The 24,269-nt window shown below is 62.4% G+C and carries 27 protein-coding genes and 1 pseudogene; 20 read left to right on the plus strand and 8 right to left on the minus strand.

Going from position 1 to position 24,269, the window contains the following annotated elements; all coding sequences use genetic code 11:
* Nucleotides 1-18 precede the first annotated feature (18 nt).
* Complete coding sequence (locus NKJ08_RS08300) at nt 19-1,446, plus strand: aldehyde dehydrogenase family protein (RefSeq protein WP_352781624.1); 1,428 nt, start codon at nt 19-21, stop codon at nt 1,444-1,446.
* 155 nt (nt 1,447-1,601) lie between these two features.
* Here the strand turns inward: NKJ08_RS08300 and NKJ08_RS08305 are convergent, their stop codons facing one another.
* Together NKJ08_RS08305 and NKJ08_RS08310 are read right to left on the minus strand one after the other, a co-directional pair.
* The gene (locus NKJ08_RS08305; protein ID WP_502896022.1) at nt 1,602-2,087 is read right to left on the minus strand and encodes an SRPBCC family protein; all 486 of its coding nucleotides are present in this window, start codon (nt 2,085-2,087) and stop codon (nt 1,602-1,604) included.
* Nucleotides 2,084-2,434: an ArsR/SmtB family transcription factor gene (locus NKJ08_RS08310; RefSeq protein ID WP_352527666.1), complete on the minus strand. Its 351-nt coding sequence runs from the start codon at nt 2,432-2,434 to the stop codon at nt 2,084-2,086. Before NKJ08_RS08310 ends, NKJ08_RS08305 begins: the two co-directional genes overlap by 4 nt.
* A gap of 173 nt (nt 2,435-2,607) precedes the next feature.
* On the opposite strand from NKJ08_RS08310, the gene NKJ08_RS08315 reads away from it, so the two are divergent.
* Complete coding sequence (locus NKJ08_RS08315; protein WP_352527664.1) at nt 2,608-2,967, plus strand: ArsC family reductase; 360 nt, start codon at nt 2,608-2,610, stop codon at nt 2,965-2,967.
* A gap of 260 nt (nt 2,968-3,227) precedes the next feature.
* On the opposite strand, the gene NKJ08_RS08320 is transcribed toward NKJ08_RS08315, so the two are convergent.
* The 3 genes from NKJ08_RS08320 to NKJ08_RS08330 form a co-directional block, all read right to left on the minus strand.
* Nucleotides 3,228-3,584: a DUF488 domain-containing protein gene (locus NKJ08_RS08320; protein WP_352781625.1), complete on the minus strand. Its 357-nt coding sequence runs from the start codon at nt 3,582-3,584 to the stop codon at nt 3,228-3,230.
* 58 nt (nt 3,585-3,642) lie between these two features.
* On the minus strand, nt 3,643-4,899 hold the full coding sequence (locus NKJ08_RS08325; RefSeq protein ID WP_352529304.1) for an aminopeptidase: 1,257 nt from the start codon (nt 4,897-4,899) through the stop codon (nt 3,643-3,645).
* Between the two features lie 82 nt (nt 4,900-4,981).
* Nucleotides 4,982-5,896 (minus strand): LysR substrate-binding domain-containing protein, encoded by a 915-nt coding sequence (locus NKJ08_RS08330; protein ID WP_352529302.1) that lies wholly within the window; start codon nt 5,894-5,896, stop codon nt 4,982-4,984.
* A 98-nt stretch (nt 5,897-5,994) separates the two neighbouring features.
* On the opposite strand from NKJ08_RS08330, the gene NKJ08_RS08335 reads away from it, so the two are divergent.
* The 3 genes from NKJ08_RS08335 to sbmA all read left to right on the plus strand — a co-directional run bounded on the left by NKJ08_RS08335 (nt 5,995) and on the right by sbmA (nt 8,902).
* On the plus strand, nt 5,995-6,204 hold the full coding sequence (locus NKJ08_RS08335; protein WP_502896026.1) for a hypothetical protein: 210 nt from the start codon (nt 5,995-5,997) through the stop codon (nt 6,202-6,204).
* Nucleotides 6,205-6,348: 144 nt separating this feature from the next.
* Entirely contained in the window at nt 6,349-7,503 is a 1,155-nt protein-coding gene (locus NKJ08_RS08340; RefSeq protein WP_352781626.1) for a YbfB/YjiJ family MFS transporter, read from the plus strand.
* A gap of 121 nt (nt 7,504-7,624) precedes the next feature.
* On the plus strand, nt 7,625-8,902 hold the full coding sequence (gene sbmA, locus NKJ08_RS08345) for a peptide antibiotic transporter SbmA (protein ID WP_352779319.1): 1,278 nt from the start codon (nt 7,625-7,627) through the stop codon (nt 8,900-8,902).
* A 26-nt stretch (nt 8,903-8,928) separates the two neighbouring features.
* Here sbmA and NKJ08_RS08350 read toward each other — a convergent pair whose 3' ends face one another.
* Nucleotides 8,929-9,927 carry a polysaccharide deacetylase family protein gene (locus NKJ08_RS08350; RefSeq protein ID WP_352529314.1) on the minus strand — a complete coding sequence of 333 codons (999 nt, stop codon included), beginning with the start codon at nt 9,925-9,927 and terminating at the stop codon, nt 8,929-8,931.
* Nucleotides 9,928-10,131: 204 nt separating this feature from the next.
* On the opposite strand from NKJ08_RS08350, the gene NKJ08_RS08355 reads away from it, so the two are divergent.
* Both NKJ08_RS08355 and der read left to right on the plus strand, forming a co-directional pair.
* Complete coding sequence (locus NKJ08_RS08355; RefSeq protein ID WP_352529296.1) at nt 10,132-10,797, plus strand: tetratricopeptide repeat protein; 666 nt, start codon at nt 10,132-10,134, stop codon at nt 10,795-10,797.
* Nucleotides 10,798-10,862: 65 nt separating this feature from the next.
* Nucleotides 10,863-12,296: a ribosome biogenesis GTPase Der gene (gene der, locus NKJ08_RS08360; protein WP_352529294.1), complete on the plus strand. Its 1,434-nt coding sequence runs from the start codon at nt 10,863-10,865 to the stop codon at nt 12,294-12,296.
* A 252-nt stretch (nt 12,297-12,548) separates the two neighbouring features.
* On the opposite strand, the gene NKJ08_RS08365 is transcribed toward der, so the two are convergent.
* Nucleotides 12,549-13,304: an SDR family NAD(P)-dependent oxidoreductase gene (locus NKJ08_RS08365; RefSeq protein ID WP_352449941.1), complete on the minus strand. Its 756-nt coding sequence runs from the start codon at nt 13,302-13,304 to the stop codon at nt 12,549-12,551.
* A 190-nt stretch (nt 13,305-13,494) separates the two neighbouring features.
* Between NKJ08_RS08365 and NKJ08_RS08370 the strand changes: the two genes are divergently transcribed.
* The 7 genes and pseudogenes from NKJ08_RS08370 to NKJ08_RS08400 all read left to right on the plus strand — a co-directional run.
* Nucleotides 13,495-14,067, plus strand: coding sequence for a L,D-transpeptidase (locus NKJ08_RS08370; RefSeq protein ID WP_352449940.1), 573 nt, complete (start codon nt 13,495-13,497; stop codon nt 14,065-14,067).
* Between the two features lie 199 nt (nt 14,068-14,266).
* The gene (locus NKJ08_RS08375; protein WP_352449939.1) at nt 14,267-14,401 is read left to right on the plus strand and encodes an ABC transporter; all 135 of its coding nucleotides are present in this window, start codon (nt 14,267-14,269) and stop codon (nt 14,399-14,401) included.
* Between the two features lie 148 nt (nt 14,402-14,549).
* The gene (locus NKJ08_RS08380) at nt 14,550-15,122 is read left to right on the plus strand and encodes a hypothetical protein (protein WP_352529312.1); all 573 of its coding nucleotides are present in this window, start codon (nt 14,550-14,552) and stop codon (nt 15,120-15,122) included.
* Nucleotides 15,123-15,322: 200 nt separating this feature from the next.
* On the plus strand, nt 15,323-15,910 hold the full coding sequence (locus NKJ08_RS08385; RefSeq protein WP_352449963.1) for a protein-S-isoprenylcysteine O-methyltransferase: 588 nt from the start codon (nt 15,323-15,325) through the stop codon (nt 15,908-15,910).
* A gap of 11 nt (nt 15,911-15,921) precedes the next feature.
* Nucleotides 15,922-16,701: a hypothetical protein gene (locus tag NKJ08_RS08390; protein ID WP_352449938.1), complete on the plus strand. Its 780-nt coding sequence runs from the start codon at nt 15,922-15,924 to the stop codon at nt 16,699-16,701.
* Entirely contained in the window at nt 16,698-17,588 is an 891-nt protein-coding gene (locus NKJ08_RS08395) for an SDR family NAD(P)-dependent oxidoreductase (protein WP_352449937.1), read from the plus strand. Before NKJ08_RS08390 ends, NKJ08_RS08395 begins: the two co-directional genes overlap by 4 nt.
* Before the next feature lie 39 nt (nt 17,589-17,627).
* Nucleotides 17,628-17,858, plus strand: a pseudogene (locus NKJ08_RS08400) (ribosome biogenesis GTPase Der); the annotation flags it as partial.
* Nucleotides 17,859-18,198: 340 nt separating this feature from the next.
* On the opposite strand, the gene NKJ08_RS08405 reads toward NKJ08_RS08400, so the two are convergent.
* Nucleotides 18,199-19,119 (minus strand): LysR substrate-binding domain-containing protein, encoded by a 921-nt coding sequence (locus tag NKJ08_RS08405; protein ID WP_352529292.1) that lies wholly within the window; start codon nt 19,117-19,119, stop codon nt 18,199-18,201.
* 120 nt (nt 19,120-19,239) lie between these two features.
* On the opposite strand from NKJ08_RS08405, the gene NKJ08_RS08410 reads away from it, so the two are divergent.
* The 6 genes from NKJ08_RS08410 to NKJ08_RS08435 all read left to right on the plus strand — a co-directional run bounded on the left by NKJ08_RS08410 (nt 19,240) and on the right by NKJ08_RS08435 (nt 24,267).
* Nucleotides 19,240-20,550 carry an MFS transporter gene (locus NKJ08_RS08410; protein ID WP_352781627.1) on the plus strand — a complete coding sequence of 437 codons (1,311 nt, stop codon included), beginning with the start codon at nt 19,240-19,242 and terminating at the stop codon, nt 20,548-20,550.
* A 107-nt stretch (nt 20,551-20,657) separates the two neighbouring features.
* On the plus strand, nt 20,658-21,842 hold the full coding sequence (locus tag NKJ08_RS08415) for a cell wall hydrolase (protein WP_352529288.1): 1,185 nt from the start codon (nt 20,658-20,660) through the stop codon (nt 21,840-21,842).
* A gap of 256 nt (nt 21,843-22,098) precedes the next feature.
* Nucleotides 22,099-22,497: an AtpZ/AtpI family protein gene (locus NKJ08_RS08420; protein ID WP_352529286.1), complete on the plus strand. Its 399-nt coding sequence runs from the start codon at nt 22,099-22,101 to the stop codon at nt 22,495-22,497.
* Between the two features lie 72 nt (nt 22,498-22,569).
* Nucleotides 22,570-23,328 carry a F0F1 ATP synthase subunit A gene (locus NKJ08_RS08425; RefSeq protein WP_352529284.1) on the plus strand — a complete coding sequence of 253 codons (759 nt, stop codon included), beginning with the start codon at nt 22,570-22,572 and terminating at the stop codon, nt 23,326-23,328.
* 67 nt (nt 23,329-23,395) lie between these two features.
* On the plus strand, nt 23,396-23,620 hold the full coding sequence (locus NKJ08_RS08430) for a F0F1 ATP synthase subunit C (RefSeq protein WP_006206606.1): 225 nt from the start codon (nt 23,396-23,398) through the stop codon (nt 23,618-23,620).
* Between the two features lie 65 nt (nt 23,621-23,685).
* Nucleotides 23,686-24,267 carry a F0F1 ATP synthase subunit B gene (locus NKJ08_RS08435; RefSeq protein ID WP_352529282.1) on the plus strand — a complete coding sequence of 194 codons (582 nt, stop codon included), beginning with the start codon at nt 23,686-23,688 and terminating at the stop codon, nt 24,265-24,267.
* The last annotated feature ends 2 nt before the right edge of the window (nt 24,268-24,269 follow it).

The raw sequence follows: 24,269 nt of genomic DNA on the forward strand, positions 1-24,269 counted from the left end.
AAAACCGGAGCACGGCCCGTGAGCAATCATCTCAACTTCTTCATCGACGGCAAGTGGGTCGGTCCCGTGGTGGCGGCAACACTGGACGTGGTCGATCCGTCCACCGAAGAGGCCTACACGAAAATCTCGGTCGGTTCGAAAGCCGATGTCGACAAGGCCGTGGCGGCGGCCAAGGCGGCATTCCCAGCGTTCTCGCAGACCAGCAAGGCCGAGCGCCTGACGCTGCTGAAGCGCATCCTCGAAGTCTATAATGAGCGCTACGAGGATATCGCCCAGGCGGTCAGCCAGGAAATGGGCGCGCCGATCAGCTGGGCGCGCGAGGCGCAGGCCTGGGCGGGCAGGGCGCATATGGAAGCCACCATCAAGGCGCTGGAGGATTACGAATTCAGTGAGAAGCGCCGCGGCACCATGGTGGTCAAGGAACCGGTCGGCGTTTGCGCGCTGATCACACCGTGGAACTGGCCGCTCAACCAGATCGTCTGCAAGGTGGCGCCGGCGATCGCTGCCGGCTGTACCGTCGTGCTGAAGCCATCCGAGATCGCGCCTATCAGCGGCATCATCTTTTCAGAGGTTATGGAGGCTGCCGGCACGCCGAAGGGCGTTTACAACATGGTCAACGGCACCGGTCCCGATGTCGGCCAGGTCATGGCCGGCCATCCCGATGTCGACATGGTCTCGTTCACCGGTTCGACCCGGGCCGGCATCATCGTCGCCAAGACGGCGGCCGAGACTGTCAAGCGCGTTGCGCAGGAGCTCGGCGGCAAGTCAGCCAACATCCTGCTCCCCGACGCCGATTTCGAAGCGGCCGTGCTCCAGGGCGTCAACGCCTGCTTCGGCAATAGCGGCCAGTCCTGCGACGCGCCGACGCGCATGCTGGTGCCGGCCGCCCGTCACGACGAGGCGCTGACCATTGCCAAAAAGGCCGCTGAAGCGCACAAGGTCGGCGACCCGCGCTCGGAAGAGACCAGGCTCGGGCCGGTGGTCAGCAACATCCAGTTCGACAAGATCCAGCGGCTGATCGAGGCCGGCATCGCCGAGGGCGCTACGCTGGTCACCGGCGGCCCGGGCAGGCCGGAGCACCTCAATCGTGGCTACTATGTCAGGCCGACCGTCTTCGGCCACGTGACGCCCGGCATGACGATCGAAAAGGAGGAGATCTTCGGTCCGGTGCTGTCGGTCATCTCCTATGACGACGATGATGATGCGGTGAAGATCGCCAACGACACCGTCTACGGGCTGGCAGCCTACGTGCAGTCCCGGGATATCGACCATGCCCGGAAGATTGCCGGCCGGCTGCGCGCCGGACAGGTGTCGATCAACTATCCCGAATGGGACACGTTCGCGCCTTTCGGCGGCTACAAGCAGTCCGGCAACGGCCGCGAATATGCCGACTGGGCGATCCACGATTTCCTCGAGATCAAGGGCATCATCGGCTACGGCGCCTGAACCTTCGATATCCGGCAAGCTACCAACCGAAATGTGGTTGCGAGCGTTGGTGCTCCAGCACCAGCGCTCGCATCATTTCTGTTCGGCTGGGACGCTGGCAGCTGAACGGCCACGACGATTCCGTGGCCGCAATGTGAGCGCGAAGCAGGACCTCCTCAGATCGTCTTGACGTAGCCCGCCAGCTGATCCGCCACCGTGCCCCAGCCGTCGTAGAAGCCCATCTCCTCGTGGCTGTTGCGCGTGGCTTCGTCGCGGTGGATGGCGGTCGCCGTGTAGCGCGTCACCTTGCCCTCCGATTGCAGCGAGATGACCGCCGTGATGAAGGGGTCGCCTGACGGCCGGTAGCCGGGCAGCAGCGCGTCGGTCCAAACCAGCCGCTCGTTCGGGACGATCTCGAGGTAGCAGCAACGGCGGTCGTTGACCTCCTTGCCGTCCGGCGACTGCATGCGGGTCCGGAACAGACCGCCGGGCCGCAGGTCGATTTCGCAATCGGTGATGATCCACGGCTTCGGCGTGAACCATTGGCGGACATGCTCGGGCTTCGTCAGGGCCGTCCACAGCAGTTCTGGCGGCGCCTCGATCGTCCGTTCGAGCACGAGGTCGAGCTTCGGATTTAGCTGGAACAGCGGGACCATATTCATTTGTCTTTCTCCTTGAGTTTCAGGACGTAGTCGTCGAACTGATCTAGGCGGCGCTCCCACAGCGCACGCTGCTCCGCCAGCCAGTTTTCCGCGAGCTTCAGCGGCTCTGGCGCGAGCCGGTAGGTCCTGACGCGGCCGGCCTTCTCCGAACGCACCAGCCCGCAGCCTTCCAGAACCCTGAGATGCTCGATAAAGGATGGCAGGGCCATTTCGAACGGCTGGGCAAGCTCGCTGACCGAGGCGGGGCTTCGGTTCAGCCGCTCGACTACGCGCCGCCGGGTCGGATCGGCGAGCGCCCGGAAAATGCCGTCGATCGGCGGGGGGCTTTCGGTCTGCAGGCTCGTCATGGTCATTTCCTTGCGTCGGCCATTCCGCATGGCCAAAGTTAACTCGGGAATCACTTAGGGAAATTCCTTACTATTGGCAAGCGCGAAAATCACGGATGCCCGGCGAGGCCGCTGGAAAAGTGAGAGGCGCGGTTTTAGGGTGCCGCTAGATTCGACCGATCCGAGGATCCGTTTTGACGATCACCATGTACGGCATTACCAATTGCGATACGGTCAAGAAGGCGCGTTCCTGGCTGGCGAGCCATGATGTTGCCTATCGCTTTCATGACTACAGGGTCGAAGGGCTGGATGCGGATCGGCTGAACGGCTGGTCAAGCAAGATCGGCTGGGAAATCCTGCTCAACAAGGCGAGCACGACATTCCGCGAATTGTCGGACGAGGACAGGCTGGGTCTGGATGAAAAGAAAGCCAAGGCGCTGATGCTGGCCAAACCAACGATGATAAAGCGGCCGGTGCTGGAGCTTGGCGATAGGATTCTCGTCGGCTTCAAGCCTGATGTTTATCAGCAGGCGGTGAGTGGGTTGAAGGCGTAGCGGGACGGCGAGGCTTCGCGGCTTCGTTCCAGCTTGGGTTCCTCGCCCCCACGAAAGTGGGGAGAGGTGGCTCGGCGAAGCCGAGACGGAGAGGGGGAGCACTCGACGAAAACCCCCTCTCCGGCCGCTTCGCGGCCACCTCTCCCCCGCTTCGCGGAGGGCGAGGAACCCAAGTCTTGAGGGGTCGGAGGGAAGCACCCCCTCTGGCCGCCGCTACGGCTTTCGCCAATCTCCAAAGTCACGGGACGCAGGCTCGCGCTTCAATCCGTCCCGCGCAGATACGCCGCAAGCGCCACCGCATTATTGTGGTTCTCGTCATGCGCGCCGTAGAGCAGCGTCACCCGGCCTTTGCCCAGCAGAACGCGCAGCTGCCCGACCGCCTCGCCATTCCGGTCGAGCTCATCGCGGTATCGCTCCTGGAATTCTTCCCAGCGCGCCGGCTCATGGCCGAACCATTTGCGCAACGCATTGCTTGGCGCGATCTCCTTAAGCCAGACCGTTAGCGCGGCGTATTTTCCGCGGACGCCGCGAGGCCATATCCGGTCGACGAGCACACGCTGCCCGTCACCGGGCGCGGGCTGCTCGTAGATGCGCTTGACCGCGAGCTCCATTGCCAACTCCACATGGGCCAGCAGGCGCAGCTGCTTGCCGGCCCTATCTAGAGGCCCACTTGGCCTAGACCCACTCGCCCTTGCGCATCACCGGCACGCGGCTGCCATCCTTATGGACGCCGTCTATGTCGATCTTGTCCGAGCCGATCATCCAGTCGATGTGGATGAAACTCTTGTTGCCGCCGCGCGCCGCGATCTCGTCCTGGCTGAGCGAGGCGCCGTCGACGAAGCACTTCGAATAGCACTGGCCAAGTGCGATGTGGCAGGCGGCGTTCTCGTCGAACAGCGTGTTGAAAAACAGCAGCCCGCTCTTTGCGATCGGCGAGGAATGCGGCACCAGCGCCACCTCGCCGAGACGGCGCGAGCCCTCGTCTGTGTCCAGCACCTTCTGGAGCACATCCTCGCCCTTCGTGGCCTTGGCCTCGACAATGCGCCCCGCCTCGAAACGCACCGCAATGCCGTCGATCAGCGTGCCCTGGTAGGATAGAGGCTTTGTACTCGTGACATGACCTTCGACGCGCCTTGCATGCGGCGTGGTGAAAACCTCTTCGGTCGGGATGTTCGGATTGCAGGTAATGCCGTTCTTGGCGGTCGAGGCGCCGCCCATCCACTCGTGGCCATCGGCCAGCCCGACGGTCAGGTCGGTGCCGGGACCGGTAAAATGCAGCGCGTGGAAATTATGGCCGTTCAGCCATTCGGTGCGGCTCTTCAATGCCGCATTGTGTGCCGTCCAGTTACCGATCGGGTCGTCGACATCCACCCGCGAGGCGGCAAAGATGGCGTCGGCGAGCTTGGCCACGGCGACGTCTTCGGCATCGTCCGGAAATACCTGCTTGGCCCAGGCCTTATCGGGATACGCCACGATGTTCCAGTTGATGTCGAAGCCGGTGATCTTCTCCAGCGCCGGCTGGTAGGCCATCGAATTCGCCTTGTTGGCGCGCGTTACCTTTGTCGGGTCCTGCGCCGAAAGCAGCGAGGGATCCTCGCCGCGCACGGCAAGTCTCGCCGCATTGTTGGCGAAGGCTTTCGCCATGCCTTCATAGAGCCAGCCGGCGGCGCGGTCGAAGCCGGCGTCGGCGCCGTAGCGGAAGCGTGCCAATGTGATCTCGTCGTCGTTGAAGATCGGCGTCACCAGGCCCGCACCTGCCTTGTAGGCGTGCTCGACGATCCGCCGCGTCAAAGGCAGCGCCGCAATCGAGGAGGTCAGCACCAGATCCTGCCCCGGCTGCAATTGCAGCCCGACCTTGACGGCGACCTCCGCCAGCCTGTCGAGCTTCACCGGGTCGATGCTTGCGGAAACGCCGCGCGAATGTGTGGTCATGATCCTGCCTGCCGTGATTTGGGGACTGTTTCTTACATAGACCGGCATCGCGGCCCTTTCCACCGGTGATGTGTCGGCAGGCTTAGCCCGCGCTTTCGAGCGACCTGAACTGCGCCATCGTCGCCTCGATCTCTTCGCGGATCCAGATCTTGAAATCCCTGACCTTGCGGCTTTCGCTCTTGCTGGCCGAGGTCACCAGCCAGTAGCCGAGGCCGCTCTGCGCGCGCACGCCGAACGGCGCGACGAGACGGCCGTCGGCCAGTGCGTCGGCGGCCAGCAATTGCCAGCCGAGCATGACGCCGTGGCCGGCAATCGCCGATTCCAGGCACAGCATCGGATCGGTGAAGCGCGCGCCCTTCATGAAGGCGACCGGCTCGACCCCGGCTGCTTCGAACCAGCTTTCCCAGCTGATCATCGACCTTTCGTCGGTGATCGCACAGGTCAGAGCGAGGTCGTCGATCGTCTTCAGCCTGCTGGCGATCGCCGGCGAACAGACCGGGAAGATCTCCTGCGCGAGCAGCAATTCGGCCCGCCCGCCTGGCCATTTGCCGTCGCCGAGCCGGATGGCGACGTCGATGTCCGAACGATCGAGATCGGCAAGCCGCACCGAGGCATCGATGCGCAGGAGCACGTTCGGATGCCGGGCGAAATGCCGCGACAGCCGCGGCAACAACCATTTTGAGGCGAAAGCCGGCGCCACCGAAACCACCAGCGTGCATTCCGAAGTTTCGTCGGCAAGCGCCACCGCCTGCGCGAGTTCGCGAAACCCGGCACTGAGCCGCGCGGTGAAGACGGCGCCGAATTCGGTAAGCACGAGGCCGGCTGGCGTTCGTTCGAACAGCGCCCGGCCGAGCTGCTTTTCGGTCCGGTTGATCTGCTGGCTGACGGCGCTCATCGACACGTTGAGTTCGCCGGCCGCCGCCGCAAGCGAACCCAGGCGGGCGACGGTTTCGACGGCACGCAAGCCGTTGAGATGGACGCGGTTCAGCATAGCCATACAGTTTTTCTAAACTCGAACGGCTGAAATCTCAATTGCCAGACGCTGCCGAACGGCGGATTCTAGGCAGGCGATGCAAATTTGAGGAGGCGAAAGTGGTGAAGATTTTATCATGGCTCGGAGCCTTTTCCCCAATCGGAACGCAGCAGCGCCGACAAGATAGCCATGCCATCAGCTGGGTGGCCGATCCGCTGTCGCATCCGGTCCTCGATACCATGTCGGAACGCGAGCTCGCCGACATGCCGTTCCGGCTGACTGCCCGGCGAACAGCCTATGAGGAGACCTCGGCAGGAACCTGTTGCGGCTGAGCTTCGAGGAACGACGGCTCTCGGCTCGCCATCTTCTGCGCTTGGCGCCGCCGTCGAGCCCGACCGCCGACCGTGGTCGCGAACATTTCTGGCCCAACAAAAGGCGGATTGTCTCACAGGCGGGCGCACCTATTGTGCACTGCGATGAACATCGTTTCGCCTTTGCGCCTGGCAATCGCCGGCATGATTGCCCTGGCCGTCGCCATGGGCATCGGCCGCTTCGTTTATACGCCGATCCTACCCGGCATGATGGAAGAGCTTGGCCTGTCGCCGGCCGATGCCGGCTGGATCGCATCGGCAAACTATCTCGGCTATCTCATCGGCGCGCTTGCCGCCACCGGCGGCTGGGCGCAAGGCCGCGAGCGCCAGCTGATGCTGACCGGTCTGGCCGCCACTGCGATCCTCGCCGGATTGATGGGCCTGACCGGCACGATGGCCGCCTTTCTCGTGATCCGTTTTCTTGCCGGCCTCGCCAGCTCCTTCGTGCTGGTCTTCATGACCAGCATCGTCTTCGGCCACCTCGCAGCGGCCGGGCGAAACGACCTGCAGGCGCTGTATTTCGGCGGCGTCGGTCTCGGCATCGCGGCGTCCTCGGCCCTGTTGGCAGTCCTCGTCACCGAACATGCCGGCTGGGCGGCGGGCTGGCTGTGGTCCGCGGTGATTTCGGCCTGCGGCTTTGCCGCCGTTGCCTTGCTGGCAGGCAACACCTCGACCGCGAACAGCGCCACCGGCCGCGAGCCGGCGCTGCCGAAAGACAGCTCGCTGGTGAAGATCATCGTCGCCTACGGCCTGTTCGGCTTCGGCTATATCGTCACGGCAACGTTCCTGGTCGCCATCGTCCGCCAGGGCGGCGGCGGCCGCATCTTCGAGGCCGTGGTCTGGATGGTCACCGGACTTGCCGGTTTTCCCTCGGTCTGGCTCTGGCAAAAGCTCGCGGCCAGAATCGGGTTTTATGCCACCTATGCTTTGGGATGCCTGGTCGAGGTGGTCGGCGTCAGCGCCAGTGTCGCCATGGGCGGGCGCATCGGCCCGCTGCTCGGCGGTCTTCTCGTCGGCGGCACCTTCATGGCCATCACCGCGCTTGGTCTGCAGACCGGCAGACAGCTTGCTCCGCAAGCACCACGCCGGATGCTGGCGGTGATGACGGCCGCCTTCGGCCTTGGCCAGATCGTCGGCCCGATCGTCGCCGGGCTGCTTGCGCAGGCCTCGGGTAACTTTTTCCTCGCCTCGATCGTGGCTGCCGCCGTCCTGCTCGCGTCCGGTGCTATCGCCTGGTCGGCTGCGCCAAAATCGCCATGATTATGGTCTTGCTCGGTTGCGGGCATCGGGCACGGGCATTTTCTTTCCAGCTAATGTGTGACCTTATGCCCGCTGAACAGCAACGCCGCTGATTTGCGCACCGACCGAGGATTTCCCCACAGTGTTCGTATCCTTCTTCCCGCAGCCGAAGCTCTTTTTCACCTCGGCCGCCGTCTGGAGTGCGGTCATGGTGGCCGTGTGGTTTCTCGGCGGCGACCAGCTAGGCGCTTTGGTCGGATTGCCCCTTCCCGCAGTGGACGCGGCGCCGATCATTGGCGTTTCCGTTTTCTGGTCGCCTCCGTTCCTTTGGTTCTACATCTATTTTACCCTTGGTGTACTGCTCTTTTACGCCTTCTGGCATTGGTATTCCCCGCACCCGTGGGACCGCTGGTCAATCCTGGGTTCCTCGCTGATCTTGTTCACGACCTATTTTCAGGTTCAGGTGAGTGTAGCGATCAATGCCTGGTACGGGCCGTTCTGGGATCTGATCCAGGGCATTGTCAGCAAAAGTGTGAAGGCCATAGAGTATGATGTTTATGCGCAGTTAATAACTTTCCTCGGCATCGCTCTGGTGGCTGTTACTGTTTACGTTCTGACAAATTTCTTTGTGAGCCATTGGGTGTTTCGCTGGCGGACAGCGATGAACGACTACTACATGTCCTACTGGCCTAGGGTGCGGAGCATCGAGGGAGCTTCCCAGCGCGTGCAGGAAGACACGATGCGCTTTTCAAAGATCATGGAAGATCTTGGGACCAGCTTTATTGACTCGATAATGACTTTGATCGCCTTCATGCCGATTTTGCTTGCCTACTCAAAGCACATTACGGCATTGCCTTTCATCGGTCAGGTGCCGCAGCCGTTGGTTTTGGCTGCGATCTTTTGGGCAATTTTTGGGACGGTATGCATTGCCACCGCCGGCATAAAGCTGCCCGGTTTGCAATTTCGCAACCAGCGCGTCGAAGCCGCTTACCGCAAGGAACTTGTTTATGGTGAGGACGATCAGTCCCGAGCGCAGCCGCCGACCGTTTCCGAATTGTTCGGAAATGTGCGCCAGAATTACTTCCGGCTCTATTTCCACTACGTCTATTTCAATGTGGTCCGTTATCTCTACTTGCAACTAAATACCATATTCCCTCTTTTTTTGATGACTCCTTCGTTGATCGCCGGAACCTTGACGTTGGGTCTCGTCAACCAGGTCAGTTCCGCGTTCAGCCAAGTGACCAGCTCGTTCCAATATCTTGTTAATTCCTGGTCAACGATCGTTGAGCTCTTGTCAGTCCACAAGCGGCTGCGAGCGTTCGAAGCCACGATTAAGGGCGAACCGCTGCCGGAGATCGATCAGCACTATCTGGAACGGGAGCAAACTGGGCTACGGCCAGAGGACCAGCCGGCAAGCTGATGATGGCGGGCCGCGATCGCTGCGGCTCAGCCGCCCACCGCCGCTTGCTTTTCGTCTGCGCGGTGCCGCGAAATATAATCGCGAAAACTGATGCACTCGACGTCCGCCTTGACGCAGACCTCGCCGGCAAAGCGCTCCAGCGCGTTCCAGTAGGCGCCGTCGTTCATCAGCGTGAAGTGGAAGCCGAGCTCAAGCGGGATGCGCTTGCCCTGGTATTGCGCATCGAAGGCGGCGCGAAAGGCCTGATAGGTCCGGTCGGCGAACTCTTCTGCCATGCTCGGCCGCTCGAAGCCGCCGGAATGTCTGACATAGAGATTGTAATCCATGGCGATCACCCGCCTTGAACTCGGCCCTTCCGGGATCTGCGGCAGCGAAAAGCGCGTGATGCCGTTGACAGTCGGCGGCTCGACCGGCCCACGCGAAACGCCGCTTGCGTCGAGCAGGAAGCCGGCCACGGGCAGCGCCTCGTAAAGCGCCGTGTTTGCCGACAGATAGGGCGCGCGGAATCCGACCACTGCCTTGCCTGCGAAATCGCGCCAGCCCTTTGGTTCGGGTGCGATGCCGTTGATCGAATAGGCGTTTTCGAGAATGTGCTTGAACGAGCCGAACTCGCTCAGCCAGTCGGCCTTGCTCCAGTCCTTGCCATCGAAATGACCACAGCCATGGCTGCCGATGTCGTGGCCTTCCCTGGCGGCGAGGTTGATCTGCTCGAGCCGCTCGGCAACTTCCTGTTTGGAGGCGCCAAAGCCGATATTCGATTTGCCGGCCGTTTTGCCCGGCGCGGTGTATTCCTTGCGCGTCTCGGGTGACAGCAGGAACACGCAGGAGACGAAATAGGTGAAATGCGCGCCTGTGCGCTGGGCCAGCGCCCGGCTGCGCTGCCATTGCGAAATGTCGCGGGCGCTGTCGAACGAGATGATGACGGTCTGCTTCGGTTTTGCCGGCGCCGCCGGCGGGTCGGCAAAAGCCGCGCCGGTAGCAAGCGCGGCAATCGACAACGCAACAACGCGGGACAAACGGGGCAAAGGCATCTGACCGGATCAAGGAATATAGAAGCACCGCCTACCGGTGAAATATGGCACGGGTGCGATCGACCTGTGCGGCCGCCGTTGGCGGCGGCTGCCGCATGAATGGGCGATTTTCCTGCCGAACCCCTTCCATGCCGGCAAAATTTCGCTAAAACGCGGGCTCATCAACCGCCCCGCCCGGGGCATGAATGGTTTTGATCCATGTCGGACGACAGTTTTATCCGCGAAGTCAACGAAGAGATTCGTCGCGACCAGGCGCATGCGCTGTGGGACCGTTTCGGTCCCGCCTTGCTCGTGCTGGCTGTGCTGGTGGTGCTCGGCACTGCTGCCGTGGTCGGCTACCGCTATTGGGACGAGACCCGCGCCAACCGCTCGGGCGATGCTTTTTCGCAGGCGCTCAAGCTCGCCAATGACGGCAAGAACGACGAGGCGCTTGCCGCTCTGGAGGCGTTGGAGAAGGATGGCTACGGCGCCTATCCGCTGCTCGCCCGCATGCGCGCGGCAACCGTCAAGGCGGACAAGGGCGACGTCGACGCCGCCGTCAAGGATTTCGACGAGGTCGCCGCCGACACCAAGATCCCCTTCGGCATTCGCGACATGGCGCGCCTCAGGGCCGCGCTGCTTCTGGTCGATCACGGCTCTTTCGCCGATGTCTCCAGCCGCGTCGAGTCGCTCACCGCCGACACCAACACGCTGCGCCATACGGCGCGCGAGGCGCTCGGCCTTGCCGCCTGGAAGGAAGGCAAGGCGGCGGACGCGTTGAAGCTGTTCGACCAGATCGCCGCGGATGACGGCGCCCCGCGCAACACGCGCGAGCGGGCAACGTTGATGTCCGAGCTGATCCGCGGCTCGGGCGGTGTATCGTAATGCATGTCGCCCAAAAGTGCGCAGCGGTTTTGGGACAACGACATGCATAGCAGATGTAGGGCCGGATGACCTTCAAAGTCGCCATCATCGGCCGGCCTAACGTCGGCAAATCGACCCTTTTCAATCGGCTGGTGGGAAGGAAGCTGGCGCTTGTCGACGACACACCCGGCGTCACCCGCGATCGCCGTGTCCACGCCGCCAAGCTCTACGATCTGCATTTCGACGTTATCGACACCGCCGGCTTCGAAGATGCTGCTGCTTCGACGCTGCCCGGCCGCATGCGCGCCCAGACCGAGATCGCCATCCGCGAGGCCGACCTGATCTTTTTCACGATCGATGCCAAGTCCGGGCTGATGCCCGACGACAAGACCTTCGCCGAGATCGTGCGCAAATCCGGCAAGCCGGTTGTCGTCGTGGCCAACAAGGCCGAGGCGCGCGGCGCCCAAGGCGGCATGCTGGAGGCATGGGAACTCGGCCTTGGCGAGCCGATCCCGGTCTCGGCCGAACATGGCCAGGGCCTGCCCGATTTGCGCGATGCGGTGATCGCGGCACTGGGCGAGGCGCGCGCCTTCGGCGAGGACGAAGAGGCCGGCGAGGAGGAGATCGCCGCCAGCGAGGTGCTGATCGGCGAAGACATCACTGACCCGGACGCCGAGCCGAGCTATGACGATACCAAGCCGATGCGCATCGCCGTCGTCGGCCGTCCCAACGCCGGCAAGTCGACGCTGATCAACGCGCTGATCGGCGAGGAGCGGCTGTTGACCGGCCCCGAGGCCGGTATCACCCGCGATTCCATTTCTGTCGACTGGGACTGGCATGGCCGCCGGTTGAAACTGTTCGACACCGCAGGCATGCGCCGCAAGGCTAGGATCCACGAAAAGCTCGAGGTGATGTCGGTGCAGGACGGCTTGCGCGCCATCCGCTTTGCCGAGATCGTCATCATCGTGCTCGACGCGACTATTCCCTTCGAGAAGCAGGATCTGCAGATCGCCGACCTGATCATCCGCGAGGGCCGTGCCCCGGTGATCGCCTTCAACAAATGGGACCTGATCGACCATCCCCAGGAGTTGCTGGCCGAGCTGCGCGAAAAAACCGAGCGGCTGTTGCCGCAGGCGCGCGGCATGCAGGCGGTGCCGGTGTCAGCCGAGACCGGCCGCGGCCTCGACAAACTGATGGATGCGGTGATCAGGACGCACAAGGTCTGGAACAGCCGTGTCTCGACCGGCAAGCTCAACCGCTGGCTGGAAGGTATTTTGGCGCATCATCCGCCGCCCGCCGTCGCCGGACGCCGGCTGAAGATCAAATACGTCACGCAGGCCAAGACGCGGCCGCCGGGCTTCGTCGTCTCCTGCTCACGGCCGGACGCGATGCCGCAATCCTATGTCCGCTATCTCTCGAACAGCCTGCGCGAGGCTTTCGACATGCCTGGCGTGCCGATCCGCATCGCCTTGCGCACCTCGGAGAACCCGTTCGCCAGCAAGGCGAAGAAGCGCCGCTGAGCTGCGCGTCTTCTGGGCGCCAGCATCAGGCTACGCTCCGCAGGCCGCTCGCGGGCAGCGCCTGCACATTTTCGGGAAGGCGATTCCACCGACACCTGCAGCAGGATGTCGGCAAGTCGCGCCGCCACCGGGTCTGGCTCGGCCTTCCTTGCGATGCGGCAACAGGCCCATCTCAGGCAGTGCGGGCAGCCCGGCGATCTCCGGCGTCATCGCCCTGACGGTGGCCGGCGCGAGTGGGGGCAGCCTCTGCACCTAATGGGCGGTGTAAGCTCCGTCCACCAGATGGTAGCTCCCAGTGATAAAGCTGGCCTGGTCGGACAAGAGGAAGCATACAAGAGCCGCTACCTCTTCCGGTTTCCCGCGCCTGCCCATCGGCTGAAGACCTGCCATGCGCCGGCTGGCTAATGCCTCCATTTGCTCCGATAAAAGAGGCGTTTCGATCCAGCCGGGGCCGACTACATTGATCCGGATGCCCATCCTGGCATATTCGATCGCCGCAACTTTGGTTAGTCCAACGACTCCGTGTTTCGCTGCCGTGTATGCGGACGCAGTTGGCAAGCCGACGGAACCGAGAACGGAGGACATGTTCACGATGGCGCCTCCGCCTCGATCCAGCATCGCGGCGATTTCGTACTTCATGCTGTAGAAAACGCCATTAAGATTGACGTTTATCAGCTTGTGCCAGTTGTCGAGCGGATAGTCTGCCGTTGCTTTTCGAACGCCGTCGATACCTGCATTGTTTACCGCCATATCCAGTCCGCCGCATTTCTGGACAGTGAACTCGATCAGCTTTTCCACGGCTGCTGCATCCGTGACATCTACCGCAAAGTCGTAGGCCCTGCCTCCTTGCGAGCTTATTTCGGCGGCTTTGCACTGCGCGGCCTCGGCATCAAGGTCGGCGACAACAACCTCGGCTCCTCCTTGCGCGAGTTGCCGTGAAACAGCGGCTCCTATTCCGGAGCCTGCGCCGGTCACAATCGCGACTTTACTATGGAAGTCAGGCTTCATCGTCTCTGTCCTATGCCCATTTTGACATAACCGAAACAGAGGCAGACGGTTATCGCAAGAAGTTTCGCTCCAATTCGCTTGTCAATCCTGTGAATTCATTTTTGCCACCACACAGCGAGACTTGGCCCGCAGCCCTTGGAATGGTAGAGACGAGGGCGGCGGTAGATGACCAGTTTCCTAGCAGGTAGAAATGGAAGAACACCACATTGCGCGCCGGGGGCTCGTGCTGGGTAGTCTGGCTCTGATGGTCTCCGGATGTACGTCGATTTCATCCGCGTTCGGACCAAGGCGTGGCCTGAATCCTCGTTACCGACGGCAGCATGTGCGGTACGACGGAAACGAGCCGGCCGGAACAATCGTCGTCGATACTTCGCAACGTTTTCTCTATGCCGTCGAGACGGACGGGTGGGCGACGCGCTACGGCGTCGGCGTCGGCGAGCAGGGACTTTCGTTCAAGGGTACAGCGACCGTCGGCCGCAAGGCGGACTGGCCGTCGTGGACACCCACCGCCAGCATGATGAAGCGCAAGCCGCGCCTGGTGCAGTATGCAGGGGGGGTCCCTGGCGGACCAAACAACCCGCTTGGTGCGCGTGCCCTTTATCTCTATCGCGACGGGCACGACACCCACTTCCGGATACATGGTACAAACGAGCCATGGACGATAGGCACAGCGGTATCGAACGGGTGCATCCGTATGATAAATGACGACGTCATTGACCTCTACGACCGTACTCCTTTGGGCACGACGGTGGTGGTTGTTTGATGGTGGGCAGGCTTGATCTCCGTTGGATGGTGAACCCTGCCAGCACGTCACCGCAAAGGTGCCGCCGGCAACCGGGTGCCAACTGTGTCATTTCTGCACTAGGCGTTGGTGTAGATCGCAGCTAACTTGGTGGGGCTGCATATCGTTCTAGTTGTGGCGATTCTATAGGCTATTCCGCCCCCGGGGAAAGGATTGCTTGATGAACAGGATATTGATTGCAATGGTTACTGTGCTCGCCGTTGCCAGCCTGAGCGGCTGCGCGAACGACTGGATCGGCAAAGGAAAGGGTAAGGCTCCGGCACCCGCTCCGGTAGAGGAACCAGTGATTAAGTAAGGACCGGCTTGTATGGGGAAGGGGTGCCAAGCCCTTCCCCATATATACGCAGCCGGGGCTTTGGCCGGCTTCATAGCATACGGCGCGGTTGGCGGGCATAGGCCGTTATTAGGTCTGTGCTTCGTGAAGTTCGGGAATGGACGCGGCGATGACGCTTGTAAGTAGCCGTCTCTTGCTTGTGGCGTTGGTGGCCCTCCCGGCAGCGGCATGTCAGACGAAAGACCTGCCGCCCCAGCCGAATTTCGTATCTTATGCCGATGGCGGAGCTGCGCCTCAAAAAAACGACGAGCGGTACTTCATCGAGTTCCGCTCCCGCTACGCCCTAAGCTACGGCCACACCTACGCAGTTTTTGGGCGCCTGGACCGGGCCGGGAGAATGATCGATCCCCAAGTCGCGGGCCTTCACCCGGCTTCGAACAGTGCGGTTCCCTATGTTCTGGGCCATATCGTGCCGGTGCCAGCCGAAACCGGGTGGAGCGACGGTGATCTGGAAGAACCATACAGATCCGCAAGCTGGCAAATCATATTGACCCGGGCCGAATACGACAAAGTCGTTGCCTACATCCGCAAGCTGCAGGCGAGCTCGCATGTCTGGCAGGCGACGGTCTTGAACTGCAACGGCTTCGTGGCGGACATCGCTCATTCCATGGGATATAAGACTCCCGCCATTCAGCTCCGGCCGCAACAATTCATAACCGAGCTTCGGGAGATGAATACATAACCAAGATTCGAGGGATGAATGGGACCGAATGCGATCGGTACTGCCCCTCCGGCTTTCGCGTCTGCGGACTAACTCGGAGAGGATCGCTGCGCCTGAAGGTCGGCCGGTGACGAAATCGAGGCGATGGGTGAACTGGCCATACTCAGGGGCAACTGCTACAGTCGCGATCGCAGAAAGGGCGCTGGTGACCTGAAGTGAGCATTGCGGCAGCCTCACTTGGCGAGGTCATTTGGGTAATCGGCATCGTTGCTTGGTACGTGATCCGGTATCCCTTCGAGCGCCGGGCAAGGCGCGTGCGAATTGTAACTGGCTACCGCTCACGTTCCGACATCGTCGGGCTTGCATCTGCTCTGTTTGGCCTCGCAATCCTGCCTGCCTTCTATGTTGTCACCGGCATGCCCGCAGCGGCTGACCACCCGGCCAGCGCGTGGGCCGTGGCTCTCGGCACAATCATCTTCTGCTCCGCGCTATGGGTTTTTCGCAGGTCCCACAAGGAACTTGGCCGGAACTGGTCGATTACGCTGGAGATCCGCGAACGGCATGAACTGGTCAGCGCCGGGCCATACGCCTTGGTCCGTCACCCTATGTACACCTCTTTCCTGCTTATGGGGCTCGGCCAGGTCTTTCTGCTGCCGAACTGGATTGCGGGCATATCGGGTTTGATTGGGTTCGCAGTCCTTTTCCTGCTGAGAGTGGACGAGGAAGAGCGTATGATGCTGGAGAATTTCGGCCCGCAATACCGTGCCTATATGGAAAAGACCAAGCGAATATTCCCTTATCTTTATTAGAGGTACGTTTGATGCGAGGCCGAGCCCTCAAGCTTTCCGCGCCCCGGCGCCTTGTTGGCGATCTGATGAGGTTTTCGATCGGCGTGCCACGGGTCGCGGTGCAGCGTCAGATGAACCTCGGCCCACTCGTAAGGGCTAGGATGGCGCAGCAGGCCAGGCCCTCGTGGACCGCGATCTTCCTGAAAGGATATGCGCTTCTCGCCCTAGAGATGCCGGAGCTGCGGCGCGCCTATGTCAAGTTGCCCTGGCCGCAGCTTTACGAGTATCCGGCAAGCGTAGCCTCGATTGCCCACGAGCGCGAATATGATGGCGAGCCGGCCGTTCTGCTGAGCTGCATCAAGCGCCCGGAGCGCTACTCCATCACGGAACTTGAGGGATCCATCCACGCGGCTCGATCACGGCCGATCCTGGAGGTCCCGGAGTTCCGGCGTGCCTTGCGCATGGCAGGTGCGCCCGCGCCAGTCAGGTGGCTGCTTATGTGGCTAGGGTTGAACATCGCCCGGCAAAGGTCAAATTACTTCGGTACCTTCCAACTGTCCGTCTATTCTGGTCTCGGTGCGGAATCACTCAACCCGCTGACACCATTGACCACGCTTCTCAACTACGGTCCCATCGGCAAAGACGGATCGGTGAATGTCCGCATCCACTACGATCACCGGGTCATGGATGGAGCGAACGTTGCACGAGCACTGGAGAGATTCGAAAAGATCCTGAACGGCATTGTCGCCAATGAAGTGATGCTGCTCGATCAAAGTGTTGCCGCTCCTGCAGGACAGAGGAACGCGACATGATTTCGCGCTGTGAATTCCGGCCAGCCGTCGTCGTGATTGGCGGCTCGGGTGGAATTGGCCGGGCAATTGCGAGCGTCGCTGCACGGGAGCGCGGTGCGGTTGTGCTGGTTGCCCGCTCGCCCGAGGGTTTGGCCGCTGCGGCGTCTGAGGTTCGGGAGAGGGGTGGCGAGGCATTCACGCTCGAGTTGGATCTCGTGGCAGGCGATGCGCCAACGCGCCTGGAGGGCTTCCTGTCCGCACACGGCCTGGTCTGTGATGTCCTGGTCAACAGCGCCGGCTATGGCCTGCGGGGCGCGACGACGGCGCTGCCTATTGATGGTCAACTCGGCATCATCGATCTCAACATACATTCCCTCACAGAACTGACCCTCCATTTTCTGCCGGGAATGGTGGCGCGCCGACGGGGCGGGGTGCTCAATCTCAGTTCCGTGGCCGGGTTCGTTCCCGGGCCTTATATGGCTCTGTACTTCGCTAGCAAAGCTTTCGTGCGCTTCTTCTCAGAGGCGCTTCACCAGGAATTGCGCCGAACCGGTGTGACGGTCACATGCGTTGCACCAGGCCCGGTGTCGACGGAGTTTCTCGCAAGGTCAGGCGCCAATCAGACGGTGCTCTTCAACATCTTGCCCAAGGTGGATCCGGAGTATGTGGCTGAACGGGCGTGGCGAGGGTTCAAATCCGGTCGTCGCCTCGTCGTACCGGGAATCTCGGCCAAGTTGGCTGCCCTTGCGGCAGCGCTCCTGCCTTCCGCAGCGCTGCTGCCCCTGGTCGGCCGGCTGCAACGCGGCGGCAATGATCAATGTCCTTGCGGTTCAGGTATGAAGTTCAAGAAATGCTGCGGTACCCGCCAGATTCAGCTACGCCGGGGCCCTCGGGGAATTAGCCCCTGACCGCAGCACGCCACCGAAAAACCTCATTGAAGCAAGAGACCGCTCGCCGATGACGGGCGTCGGCTGAAGATCAAATATGTCACGCAGGCCAAGACGCGGCCGCCGGGCTTCGTCGTCTCCTGCTCTCGCCCCGATGCGATGCCGCAATCCTATGTCCGCTATCTCTCGAACAGCCTGCGCGAGGCTTTCGACATGCCCGGCGTGCCGATCCGCATCGCCTTGCGCACTTCGGACAACCCGTTCGCCGGCAGGGCCAAGAAGCGCCACTGAGGGGAGCTTTCAGGGGCGCTGCGCCTGCGCTCGGCTCGGGAGTAACGCAAGAGCGCCGTTGCGGTGCAGGATCTTTGCTAACGCTGGCGGGACAGCACCCCCTCTGTCCTGCCGGACATCTCCCCCGCAAGGGGGGAGATTGGATTTCGCGAATGCCTTCGCCAATCTCTAACGTTGCAAGAAAGGTGCCAAGAACGAAGCTGGCAATCTCCCCCCTTGAGGGGGAGATGTCCGGCAGGACAGAGGGGGGTGTGAAGAAATTCGACGCAGGATGTGCGGTTCTGGATCGCTGTGCCTTCGGAAGTCCTGCGACGTCGCCTCAAAACTGTCTTGTCGAAACCTAAGCGACGTCTCTTAGCCCCTCATCCATCCGCGCACCTTGCGGCAACGCTTCCAGCGCTGCCTGCAGCAGGATGTCGCCAAGCCGCGCCGCGACCGCGTCGGGCTCGGCCTCCTTGCGATGCAGGAACAGCGCCATCTTGGGCAAGGCGGGCAGCCCGGCGATCTCCGGCGTCATCGCCCTGACGGTGGCCGGCAGGCCGATATCGGTGCGGATCGTCAGTCCGAGTCCGGCGGCGACGGCTGCCCAGATGCCGCCAAGGCTCGGGCTGGAGAAGGCCATCCGCCATGACAGGCCGGCACGGTCCAGCGTTTCAGTCGCCACGCTGCGCAGCAGGCACGGCGCCTCGAGCGCCACCAGCGCTAACGGCTCGCCTTCGCGCAGGCTGGTTTCGATCTGTCTTGCCGGGCCGATCCAGCGCATCTGGACGTCGGCGACATGCCGGCTGCAAGGCAGCGTCGCGCCATTGTGCCAGGCAAGCGCGATATCCAGGCTGCCCGAGGTGATCCGTTCGGCAAGCTCGTAGCTGCGCGCAATCCTGGCTTCGATCTTGACCTTGGGATGGGCGCGGGCGAAGCGCCCGAGCACTTCCGGCAGCACCGCCTCGCCGAAATCCTCCTGCAATCCAAGCCGTACCCAGCCCTCCAGCTCCACATCGTGGATGGCGGAGGCGGCCTCGTCATTGAGCTCGATCAGCCGGCGCGCATAGCCGAGCATGGTCTCGCCCGCCTCCGTCAGCGCCAGGCCGCGTCCCGATTTGCGGAAGATCGGCGTCACCGCCTGCTCCTCCAGTTTCTTCAATTGCGCGCTGATTGCCGAGGTCGAACGGCCGAGCCGGTCGGCGGCCTTGGCGAAACTGCCCAGCTCCATGCCGGTGACGAAGCTGCGCAGGACATCGAGATCGAATGTCACGCGTCGCATGGCAATAATCCTGATATTTGGGACATTACGTCAAAAATTTCCTGATATTCAGTACGAAGCTATGGCGGTAGAGACAGCGCGTCAAGACCGAATGCAGCCGGCCCATGCAGGAGCTGAACCATGTCCGCTGTCGCCACACGAGCAGATTGCAAACCGCTTCGCCCGGCCGCCGTTACCACCCCGTCAGAGGCGGCGGTGCCTCGAGCCAATCATCGCTGGAAGGTGCTGGGCATCGGCGTCGCCGCCAATGCCTGCTTTTCCGCGACCTTCTCCGGCATTCCGGCGACGGCGGTGTTCCTGCGCTCGGGCTACCATCTCTCCAATGGCGAACTCGGCCTGGCGCTTGGCCTTCTCGGCCTGGGCGTGGCGCTGAGCGAATTGCCGTGGGGGCTGCTGACCGATCGCTGGGGCGACCGCCGCGTGCTGCTGACCGGGGTCGGCGCAACCGCGGTGTGGCTGCTTGTCATGGCCGCGCTGGTCGTGCCGTCACCAGCCCATATTCCCAGCATCGCGCTTCTGGCCGCTGCTCTGCTGGTCACCGGATTGCTCGGCGGCAGCGTCAACGGCTCCAGCGGCCGCGCCATCATGGCCTGGTTCGGCGAAGGCGAGCGCGGCTTTGCCATGAGCATCAGGCAGACGGCGGTGCCGCTTGGCGGCGGGCTTGGCGCGCTGGTGCTGCCGTCGCTCGCCTCAGTCCATGGCTTCGCGGCGGTGTTCGGCCTGTTGGCGGCTGCATCCGTCGTCTCGACCTCGCTCGCCTGGCGTTGGCTGCATCAGCCGCCGGCGCATGACGATGCCAATTCGGGCAGCACGGCATTGCCGGCTGGCCCGGCGCCACTGCGCAACCTAGCCGTCTGGCGCATCGCAACAGCCATCGGCCTGCTGTGCTTTCCGCAGGTGGCGGTGCTCACCTTTGCTTCCGTTTTCCTGCATGATTTCGCCGGCAGGGGGACAGCCGTGATCAGCGCCAGCCTGGCTGCCGTGCAGGTCGGCGCCATGGTGATGCGCGTCTGGAGCGGCCGCTACACCGACCGTCACGGCAACCGCCGGTCGTTCCTGCGTCTCTGCAGTATGCTGAGCGTGATCGCCTTCACCGTGCTTGCGGGGATGGTTCTGTTGTCCGCCACCACACAAGCACCGATGCTGTCGCCGGCGATCGTCGCGGTGCTGGTCGTGGCCGGCGTCTGCGTCTCCTCCTGGCATGGCGTCGCCTATACCGAACTGGCGACGCTGGCCGGCGCAAGCCAGGCCGGAACGGCACTCGGCCTCGCCAACAGCCTGGTCTTCATCGCGTTTTTCCTGGTGCCGATCGCCATTCCCGGGCTTCTCGTGCTCTGCTCGTGGGCAGGCGTTTGGCTGGCTGCGGCCATTTGCGCACTGATCGCCTGGCCGATCTTTCTTCCGTCAAGCGATGGCCGCAAAAGCGCCTGACTTCGACATGAGATGGGAAAACAACGTGCTAAGCTGTTAACGCCCCATCAAGGTTAATGCATCATTGTAGCTCTCCAGTGGGGTCCGTTGCGTTTCTGGAGAGTTCCGTGCATCGACGTGTTTTGACGCGGCTTATCGCCGCCGCCGGTGAGAAAAAGCGTTCCTTCCTGTCTCCGTTCATTATTGGCCTTGGCATCTGGGTCGGCTTTCCGACCGTCACCGCCTATCAGGACATGACCAGCCTGGTCTCCGGCCTCGAGGCGCCGAGCGTCCGCTGGAACGCCTATGTCGAGAAATCCGTCGCCGGTTCCGTCCACGCCGCCGAAATGCCGTTCGTCGATTCCAGCAGCACCGGCTCGCTCTCCGGCTCCGGCGTCCAGTTGCCGGGCATCGGTGCCGTGTCGTTTCGCGGCAAGGGCAGCGTCGCCGGCACGACGCCGGACGAGGACCGCATCATCCGCGCCGACAAGAAGGGCCGCATCATCCAGGTCTCGCCCGTCTCGCCGCCGAAGAACTTCAACGCCGGGTCAATCTTCGAGCGCACCTCCTCACTGCTCCGCCCAAGCATGGACAGCGGCCTGAGGATGGCTTTCGCCAAGCCCGAGATCAAAGGCAAGGAAATCCAGATCGCCGCAGCCTTCCACACGCGCGCCGACAAGAAGCCGGATCCCGGCGTGCCGGCGATGCTTGCCGCGCTGGTCAACAACGATCATCCCGACGTGCTGGCGACCGCCTATGCCTCGTCGGCCCCCGATTACGCCAAGGCGTCGCCTTTCGAGGCCTTGCTGCAGGACGAGGACCCGAACGATGGCCGCTTCATTCCACCGCTGAGCAAGGGCGATCATTCGTGGATGCAGACGCCGCTGCCGGCGAGCGTCTTTTCCGAACCGGAGCAGGCTTGTCTCGCCAACGGCATCTATTTCGAGGCGCGCGGCGAATCCGTGCGTGGCCAGGCCGCCGTCGCTCAGGTCATCCTCAACCGCGTCCGCAACCCGGCCTATCCGAACTCGATCTGCGGCGTCGTCTACCAGAACGACAACTGGTTCAACCGCTGCCAGTTTTCCTTCGCCTGTGACGGCAGGAAGAAGCGCATCGACAATCCCGCCTCCTATAAGACCGCCCAGGATGTCGCCATGGCCGTCACAGCCGGCAAGATCTTCATTCCGGAAGTCGGCTCGTCGACCCATTATTACGCCAACTACGTCCATCCGGGCTGGGCGCGGACGATGCAGAAAATGACCAGGATCGGCCTGCACATCTTCTACCGCACCTATGGCGGCGGCTGGAGCTGAGTGCTCGGGTAGCCCTTGCATCTTTCGCGCGAGAGCGGCCGATCGAAGACCCGTCGCCGTGGGGATTCGGCCGCAGCATGCCGGGGACCCGTGTCGGGCACGATGTCGCACCCAAGCAAGTAGCTGATTTATAACAAAAAAATACTTGAGCTTGAACGTCCGCCCGTGGCTTGACGGGCGCGGACCCTCTAACTATGTTGCCGGCGACTTTAAGAAGCGGACGGACGGTGACGGTCTGACCGGGCAGGGGGGTTGCGTGGCCGACAAGAATGGGCCAGACGGAACCGGAAAAACCGGCCGCGGCAAGCAGCATGAAGCCGACAACCGCGACGACGATCTTGAGCGCCGCCGGCGCGACCTTGAAGCATCGCTTGCGACAAGGCGGCCGGATCGGCTCGAGGGGAAAGACGACGCGAAAGCGGGCAGTGCGGTCGGGTACGGCCAGGCGCTCAAGCTGTCCAGCGAGTTCATCGCCGGGATAGTGGTCGGTGCGGCTCTCGGCTGGTTTATCGATCGCGTGGCGGGGACATCGCCATGGGGTCTGATAGTCGGGCTGCTGCTGGGTTTTGGCGCAGGCGTGCTCAATGTCCTGCGTTCAGCCGGGCTTGTGTCGGAATTCGGAACGGGCGACAAGCCGCGCGATCCGAAAGAATGAATTGAGGCGCCGCATGCCGGCGCATTGAACAGGACGCTAAAGCCGCGTGCGGCTTTTGATGGGGATGTGAACGTGGCTGCTGACAAGGTCGATCCGATCCACCAGTTCCATATTACCAAGCTGATTCCGATCAATATCGGCGGTTACGACCTGTCCTTTACCAATTCGGCATTGTTCATGGTTGCGACGGTTGCTGTCGCATCGGCGTTTCTCTATCTCAGCACATCGAGCCGCAGCCTCGTTCCGGGCCGCCTTCAGTCGGTCTCGGAAATGGCCTATGAATTTGTCGGCAATATGCTGAGGGACGCCGCGGGAACGCAGGGCATGAAGTTCTTCCCCTTCGTGTTCTCGCTGTTCATGTTCGTGCTGGTCGGCAACCTGCTTGGGCTGTTCCCGTATTTCTTCACCGTCACCAGCCACATCATTGTCACCTTCGGCCTTGCGGCGCTGGTGATCGGAACGGTCGTCGCTTACGGCTTCACCAAGCACGGTTTTGGCTTCCTGAAGCTGTTCGTCCCGCATGGCGTGCCGGTTTACCTGCTGCCGCTGGTGGTGCTGATCGAAGTGATTTCCTTCGTCTCGCGCCCGGTCAGCCTCTCGGTTCGTCTGTTCGCCAACATGCTCGCCGGTCACATTACGCTGAAAGTGTTCTCGGGCTTTGTCGTCAGCCTGAGCGCGCTCGGCGCGGTCGGCGTGGCGGGCTCGGTTCTGCCGCTGGCGATGGCCGTGGCGCTGACGGCGCTGGAGCTGCTGGTCGCCTTCCTGCAGGCCTATGTCTTTGCCGTGCTGACCTGCATGTATCTCAACGACGCCCTGCATCCCGGGCACTAACAACGTTTCCGGCATTGCCGCCGGATGGAATTTGCAACGGAATTTTAGATCCAAAGGAGTTGAACAAATGGACGCAGAAGCAGCAAAGTACATCGGCGCCGGCATCGCATGCCTCGGCATGGGCGGCGCGGGCATTGGCCTCGGCAACATCTTCGGCAGCTACCTGGCGGGCGCGCTGCGCAACCCGTCGGCGGCCGACGGCCAGTTCGGCCGCTTGATTTTCGGCTTCGCCGTGACCGAAGCGCTGGGAATCTTCTCGCTTCTCATCGCGCTTCTCGCTCTGTTCGGCTGAATACTGCGAAGAATTGAACGGGCCGGCCGCGATCCTGCGGCGGGCCTGAATTTCGGGGATAGTCCATGTTCGTGACATCTGCCTTTGCGCAAGAGTCCGCGCCCACCGCAACGGAAGGCGACACGCATTCCGCCACCGGCGTGCCTGCCGAGGCGCATGGCACGTTTCCGCCATTCGATCCGGCGACGTTCCCCTCGCAGCTTCTGTGGCTGGCGATCACCTTCGGGCTGTTCTATCTCTTTTTAAAACGGGTAGTGATGCCGCGCGTCGGCGGCATCATCGACGTTCGCAACGACCGCATCACGCAGGATCTCGACCATGCTGCCCGGCTCAAAAGCGAGGCCGATGCCGCCGTTGCCGCCTATGAGCAGGAACTGGCGGAAGCCAAGGGCAAGGCCAATGCAATCGGCCAGCAGGCCAACGATGCCGCCAAGGCGGAAGCGGAGGCTGCCCGCAAGACGATCGAAGCAGCGCTTGACCAGAAGCTTGGCGAGGCCGAGGCGCGCATATCTTCCATCAAGGCCAATGCCATGAAGGAAGTCGGCACGATCGCCGAGGACACCGCTTCGGCCATCGTCGAGGCGCTTGTCGGCGGCAAGGCCAGCAAGGCCGAGATCGCGGCCGCGGTCAAATCCGTGGCCGGGTGAGG

This window comes from Mesorhizobium sp. M0244 (genome assembly GCF_040321795.1).
In the GTDB taxonomy this organism is placed as follows: domain Bacteria; phylum Pseudomonadota; class Alphaproteobacteria; order Rhizobiales; family Rhizobiaceae; genus Mesorhizobium.

Coding starts and splice junctions, on each gene's coding strand:
- NKJ08_RS08305 (WP_502896022.1), bottom strand. CDS start 2,087: ATGAATATGGTCCCGCTGTTCCAGCTAAATCCGAAGCTCGACCTCGTG.
- NKJ08_RS08310 (WP_352527666.1), bottom strand. CDS start 2,434: ATGACGAGCCTGCAGACCGAAAGCCCCCCGCCGATCGACGGCATTTTC.
- NKJ08_RS08325 (WP_352529304.1), bottom strand. CDS start 4,899: ATGACCACACATTCGCGCGGCGTTTCCGCAAGCATCGACCCGGTGAAG.
- NKJ08_RS08330 (WP_352529302.1), bottom strand. CDS start 5,896: ATGGCTATGCTGAACCGCGTCCATCTCAACGGCTTGCGTGCCGTCGAA.
- NKJ08_RS08340 (WP_352781626.1), top strand. CDS start 6,349: ATGAACATCGTTTCGCCTTTGCGCCTGGCAATCGCCGGCATGATTGCC.
- NKJ08_RS08355 (WP_352529296.1), top strand. CDS start 10,132: ATGTCGGACGACAGTTTTATCCGCGAAGTCAACGAAGAGATTCGTCGC.
- der (WP_352529294.1), top strand. CDS start 10,863: ATGACCTTCAAAGTCGCCATCATCGGCCGGCCTAACGTCGGCAAATCG.
- NKJ08_RS08365 (WP_352449941.1), bottom strand. CDS start 13,304: ATGAAGCCTGACTTCCATAGTAAAGTCGCGATTGTGACCGGCGCAGGC.
- NKJ08_RS08370 (WP_352449940.1), top strand. CDS start 13,495: ATGGAAGAACACCACATTGCGCGCCGGGGGCTCGTGCTGGGTAGTCTG.
- NKJ08_RS08375 (WP_352449939.1), top strand. CDS start 14,267: ATGAACAGGATATTGATTGCAATGGTTACTGTGCTCGCCGTTGCCAGC.
- NKJ08_RS08380 (WP_352529312.1), top strand. CDS start 14,550: ATGACGCTTGTAAGTAGCCGTCTCTTGCTTGTGGCGTTGGTGGCCCTC.
- NKJ08_RS08390 (WP_352449938.1), top strand. CDS start 15,922: ATGCGAGGCCGAGCCCTCAAGCTTTCCGCGCCCCGGCGCCTTGTTGGC.
- NKJ08_RS08395 (WP_352449937.1), top strand. CDS start 16,698: ATGATTTCGCGCTGTGAATTCCGGCCAGCCGTCGTCGTGATTGGCGGC.
- NKJ08_RS08405 (WP_352529292.1), bottom strand. CDS start 19,119: ATGCGACGCGTGACATTCGATCTCGATGTCCTGCGCAGCTTCGTCACC.
- NKJ08_RS08410 (WP_352781627.1), top strand. CDS start 19,240: ATGTCCGCTGTCGCCACACGAGCAGATTGCAAACCGCTTCGCCCGGCC.
- NKJ08_RS08430 (WP_006206606.1), top strand. CDS start 23,396: ATGGACGCAGAAGCAGCAAAGTACATCGGCGCCGGCATCGCATGCCTC.
- NKJ08_RS08435 (WP_352529282.1), top strand. CDS start 23,686: ATGTTCGTGACATCTGCCTTTGCGCAAGAGTCCGCGCCCACCGCAACG.